The 4,285-nt window shown below is 57.7% G+C and carries 7 protein-coding genes; 5 read left to right on the top strand and 2 right to left on the bottom strand.

Annotated elements, in window-relative coordinates:
* Positions 1-190: 190 nt before the first annotated feature.
* Entirely contained in the window at positions 191-361 is a 171-nt protein-coding gene (locus tag ACWTU9_RS32930; RefSeq protein ID WP_455861970.1) for a hypothetical protein, read from the bottom strand.
* Between the two features lie 209 nt (positions 362-570).
* On the opposite strand from ACWTU9_RS32930, the gene ACWTU9_RS32925 reads away from it, so the two are divergent.
* Positions 571-879: a hypothetical protein gene (locus ACWTU9_RS32925; RefSeq protein WP_455861969.1), complete on the top strand. Its 309-nt coding sequence runs from the start codon at positions 571-573 to the stop codon at positions 877-879.
* 577 nt (positions 880-1,456) lie between these two features.
* Here the strand turns inward: ACWTU9_RS32925 and ACWTU9_RS32920 are convergent.
* Positions 1,457-1,819 (bottom strand): ArsR/SmtB family transcription factor, encoded by a 363-nt coding sequence (locus ACWTU9_RS32920; RefSeq protein ID WP_455861968.1) that lies wholly within the window; start codon positions 1,817-1,819, stop codon positions 1,457-1,459.
* Positions 1,820-1,934: 115 nt separating this feature from the next.
* Between ACWTU9_RS32920 and ACWTU9_RS32915 the strand changes: the two genes are divergently transcribed.
* The 4 genes from ACWTU9_RS32915 to ACWTU9_RS32900 all read left to right on the top strand — a co-directional run bounded on the left by ACWTU9_RS32915 (position 1,935) and on the right by ACWTU9_RS32900 (position 4,141).
* The gene (locus tag ACWTU9_RS32915; RefSeq protein ID WP_455861967.1) at positions 1,935-2,240 is read left to right on the top strand and encodes a hypothetical protein; all 306 of its coding nucleotides are present in this window, start codon (positions 1,935-1,937) and stop codon (positions 2,238-2,240) included.
* Between the two features lie 79 nt (positions 2,241-2,319).
* On the top strand, positions 2,320-2,520 hold the full coding sequence (locus tag ACWTU9_RS32910; protein ID WP_455861966.1) for a hypothetical protein: 201 nt from the start codon (positions 2,320-2,322) through the stop codon (positions 2,518-2,520).
* Between the two features lie 188 nt (positions 2,521-2,708).
* Positions 2,709-3,317: a hypothetical protein gene (locus ACWTU9_RS32905; RefSeq protein WP_455861965.1), complete on the top strand. Its 609-nt coding sequence runs from the start codon at positions 2,709-2,711 to the stop codon at positions 3,315-3,317.
* 503 nt (positions 3,318-3,820) lie between these two features.
* Positions 3,821-4,141, top strand: a complete 321-nt coding sequence (locus ACWTU9_RS32900; RefSeq protein WP_455861964.1) for a DUF982 domain-containing protein — start codon at positions 3,821-3,823, stop codon at positions 4,139-4,141.
* Positions 4,142-4,285: the final 144 nt, after the last annotated feature.

The raw sequence follows: 4,285 nt of genomic DNA, 5'->3' as shown, positions 1-4,285 counted from the left end.
GATGGCAATCACCGAAGCAAGGAACAGTTTTCTCATAGCAACCTCCCAGAGGCCGAGATCACCCTTCACCCGATAAACGCCCGCAGAAGCCGTATGTTCCCGATCGCTAATATGCAGGCGCTCCCGCGTCTTCCGGTGGGTTTGTTGGTGTGGTTATTGTGATAGGTCGGGTCCGTGCTGTGTGTGCGGCTTAAGCGGTCGCCCTGCGGCGCATCGAAAGCGACTGCCGCAACTGAGTTTCGTCGGTGAAGCCGCCTTCGAAGGCTTCCATGACCTCGCGGGCGAGTTGATCTCTCTGGTCCTTGTCCTTGATGGCCAGACGGCGCTCTTGGCTTTCCGTTGAGACCCTGTGGGGCTTCATTCAGGTGCCCGCTCGGCGGACTCCACAGCTGAGGTGTCGATCTCCGCTTCCATTGGGTCCTAGACGGGCTCTGCGCCGCCGACGGCCTCACCATCGTCACCATCGATCCCCTGCTGCCAATAACGCCGCGTCCGTACCGATTCCTTCGGAACCGTCGTTTCGCTGCGATGTTTAGCTGGAGAAGGGACGCTTAGAATATGGAGTTCCGTATGAAACGGCTTCTTGCAGCTGCAGCTATTGCGGCATTGTCGACTGGGTTCGCCTTTGCTCAATCGACCACCGCCACAGGCGGATCGTCAACAACAACAACAACGACGACGATGCCGAGCACCTCGACTGACCAGGGAACGACTGGCACGGATTCGACCACCACGAGTGGAACAAACTCTAATTCGGCCAAGGACTGCGCGCCGGGTCAACAAACAGGTAGCGCCAAACAGGCCGCACCCGGCCAGCAAGATACAGACGCCAAGGCGGCTGCTCCTGGCCAGATGAAAACGACGGCGGAAGGTTGCTAGCCCCATTGGGGTCCGTCCTTGAACAGGCCCGCGCTATCGGTCTTGGCGCGGGCTCCGTTTATGCACCATCCTCCCAAAAATCCAGCAGCTTCGCGTGGCGCAGTTTCGCTGCGAAAGCCAGACGGTCGGTCCTACACCCCCGACTGCACCGGTGACGCCACGAGAGAGTTAGGCCATTTCGTCACCGCTGGCTCCATCCGCAACAATCACCTAGCGACCGGAACATACTAGGGAGCTCAAATGTTCGTCTCTTCATGGACAGCCGAACCCTACTCTCCGCAGAGCAATTAAAATCCGCGCGATCGCGTGGTCATGGCCGACATAAGTCAAAGGCGGCCATTAGGTTCCACAGAGCCCCGCCAGCGCGAATCCGCTTGCCTGGCAGTGCTGTGAAATCGTCCTTCGGCCGGCGGTGCAGCAGCGCGAGCATCAGGCCCGAGGCAGGCTCGCCGAGAAAGGCCCCCGCCTTGTTACTAGCTCTCGACGAGCCGTGCGCCGCTTTACCCTCGGACGGCAAAACGCTCTCGCAGTGAGACGCTGGTCATGGTTCCCCGCCAATCGAGGAACCGCCTGTTTCTCAGGCTACTACTCGCCACCGGCGGAGTCTTTCGGCGACGTGGTGCGGGCCTGGCCCCATGAGCGGTGTTCCGGTCGCGAGGAAGCCATCCAGCATGGCAAGCAGTTCGCGCGCCGCACCGGACGAGCAGAAGTAGTGAACCGCCTTGCCGTTACGACGGGCGTCGACGAGGCCAAATGCGCGAAGCTTGGCAAGATGCTGCGACACGGCCGATTGGCTGAGTTGAACTTTCTCGGCAAGAACACCGACCGGAAGTTCGCCAGCGCCCAGGTGGTTTATGATCAAAAGCCGCTTCTGATTTCCCATCAATTCGAGAAACTCGGCGGCAGTTTTGGCATTCGAGGCGAGTTCTCTAGAAATCATTATCAGACTAAGGTCCTAGATACAGTCAGACCAAAGCCTAGCAGCGCGGCGTTCGTTCTACAAGCCTATATTAGCAACCCCTTGACGAAGGCGCCGCTGCTCCAGAGTCTTCGGCATGGCTCGGGGTAATATCAAAGTAGGCGATGAGGTCGCTGTCACCGCAGTTGTGCGCGGGCGGGTGACACTCGATCGCATCAGCGTGACGATCCCCTCCTACCCCCACCCGCATTCGGTCGTCGATTCGACTTCGAAGGCCGTGATCGGGCAGCACATGGAGCTCACCGGCTCCGTCACGCGCATTGACGGCGACAAGGTGACGATCAGCCTACGGCCGCTGGTGACTGTCGACATTGAGCACGTTCGCCTGGTCGAGAGCTACGTGCCGCCGAAGGGAAAGCGGCTGGTCGACAAGCGGTCCTGAGAGAGGGATCGTAGCGGGAAGCGAAGCTTGCTTTCGCGCACAGGTTGCGCGATGCTCCCTCGGGGCAAGGGGCAGCAAAATGACACTCAATATCGAGAAGGCGGTTATCACCATCGACAAGTGGGAGGTAGCCATGAGCGAACTAGTCGGCGGTGTCGTCCTACTCCTGTTCCCGGTCGAAGGTGATGTTGTTCCGATCATACTTAGGCCCGCTCAGGCAACAATGTTGGGCCACGATTTACAATCGCCCAAGTTCATACCCAAACCTACCGTCCAATAAAGCCTCTCGGATAAGTTTATGGATGTCAGCTTAGAACTAATCTCCACAAAAGTCGGGGAATTTCATGAGACCACGGAGAGATGCCGTGACATGACACCTCAAACCATGATCTGCCGCCAACTGTCGGAATCTCGTCCATGAAATGTCTTGACTCAAATATACTACCCTTGCTCCGAAATTGAACACCAATGTTACCGCTCACCCAGGATGAAATAGCAGCTGCAGCCCAGGTCATAAAAGAGGGACATCGGGCGGTTTGGGAAGCCATTGCCACACGCGCCGTCTATTCCACCCATTCGGGTCGCGCGTGGCAGAACAGCAGGACGTTTGAGACAAGGCAGCAGAAGTTTGAGCACGACATAATTGCCTCTCTCGCCTCAACCCAGTTTGCTCGGCAGATTGCTGAGGATCGGTCTGCCTTGACCGACCTGATCGATGGCTTGGTCGAGGAAGCAAGAAAGTCCGCGGCGGAGATCGCAGCAGCGCGGCGGGTTGCGACAGATGAAGAGCTTGATCTTGCGATCTTGGCTTTGAAAGAAGCTGGTCCGGATATCTGGGATAGAATAAAGAGGCTCGTATTACTCGGACCTGAAGGTGATTTCACCGACGAATTTTATGAATTATTCGATATCAAGGAATCGGTATTCAATGGACTTCCCTTCTTTACGGACGACGACCGGAAGCGTGGCATACCTACGAAAATTCTTGCACCGATCGTGAACAAGATTGCGCTCGCCGAGGCGATACAAGATCGGGATTTAGCTAAAAAGATGCAAGTTCGGGATTTAGGTAAATAACTCCGACTGAACCTGCGCTATCGCGGGCGATTGTCGCGACGGTCGAACGGCTGAGCTTTGAGGCGCCCGTGAAGCCGCCCGAGGCTCGGAACCCACACGAGGTCGCCGCGTTGACCACTCAACTAAGGAGAGGTCGAACCGATGTGGCGAACCATCAAGTGGCTGATCGTCAGCTATTTAGCCCGACGCGTGTATAAAGAATGTTTCGAACACCGCACTGTTGAAGCTGCGCCAGTCGCGCAGCTGCTGCTCGCACCGCCGAAGCGTCGGTCGCGGCGGTCTTGATTGTCATTCACTGGCTTCAGGTCGGGCCTTAGTCGGTAGAGTGCAATCCCAACCGATCGCCGGTCACGGTGTTCATCGGCAGGGCGGCATATATACTCCTGTGTTTATCCCACCCAGCCTGTTGTGAGATGGTCGTTACGCCGTTTGGTCTACTGCCGCGAACCACGCAACCGTCGTAAAGTTGGCGTTTATTTGGCGTCTCGTCGCGGGAGTCTCAGATGGCTAAGCTATTTTCAACGCCAGTTAGTGTGTTCGTCGGTCTTGGCTTTCCAAGCGACATTAGTTCCGTCGCTGAGGCTTGTTCGTTGCTGGATGAGTGGACGGGAAGCCGCAGCCCCGCCTATGCCGCAACACTCGCTGTCTGCCGGTCAGCGCTTCGGGGCGAGCGAGACATTGAGTCAGCACGCGTTGCTTTTGAGACGTTCGCCCGATCGCGTGGCATCCTCGCTCCCGATGCGCTTGAAATGGCCGCGTCCCGTGCTGCCGAGCGCGTGAGGGGTGAGGTTTGGCCGGAGCGAGAAGAACTCATTCCACGATAGGCGTGTGGTATGCGGAGTCGGGGCTGGGAAGGATGGCTTACACCCCCCCTGGCTGTCGGGGCGGCGAGGTTGGGGCCCAGCGTCAAGACTTGAGCTGTGTATAGTAACCGCCCGTTCACCATGCGTTGCGATCCCGTTTGCGCC

It is taken from the genome of Mesorhizobium sp. 128a, assembly GCF_053848025.1.
The sequence above is the reverse complement of the archived record's forward strand: the minus strand, read 5'-3'. Positions and strand labels throughout refer to the sequence as shown.

What these genes read in the sequence shown, in the direction of transcription:
- ACWTU9_RS32915 (WP_455861967.1), top strand. Translation starts at nt 1,935, where the DNA reads ATGGCTCGGGGTAATATCAAAGTAGGCGATGAGGTCGCTGTCACCGCA.
- ACWTU9_RS32930 (WP_455861970.1), bottom strand. Translation starts at nt 361, where the DNA reads ATGAAGCCCCACAGGGTCTCAACGGAAAGCCAAGAGCGCCGTCTGGCC.
- ACWTU9_RS32900 (WP_455861964.1), top strand. Translation starts at nt 3,821, where the DNA reads ATGGCTAAGCTATTTTCAACGCCAGTTAGTGTGTTCGTCGGTCTTGGC.
- ACWTU9_RS32905 (WP_455861965.1), top strand. Translation starts at nt 2,709, where the DNA reads ATGTTACCGCTCACCCAGGATGAAATAGCAGCTGCAGCCCAGGTCATA.
- ACWTU9_RS32910 (WP_455861966.1), top strand. Translation starts at nt 2,320, where the DNA reads ATGACACTCAATATCGAGAAGGCGGTTATCACCATCGACAAGTGGGAG.
- ACWTU9_RS32920 (WP_455861968.1), bottom strand. Translation starts at nt 1,819, where the DNA reads ATGATTTCTAGAGAACTCGCCTCGAATGCCAAAACTGCCGCCGAGTTT.
- ACWTU9_RS32925 (WP_455861969.1), top strand. Translation starts at nt 571, where the DNA reads ATGAAACGGCTTCTTGCAGCTGCAGCTATTGCGGCATTGTCGACTGGG.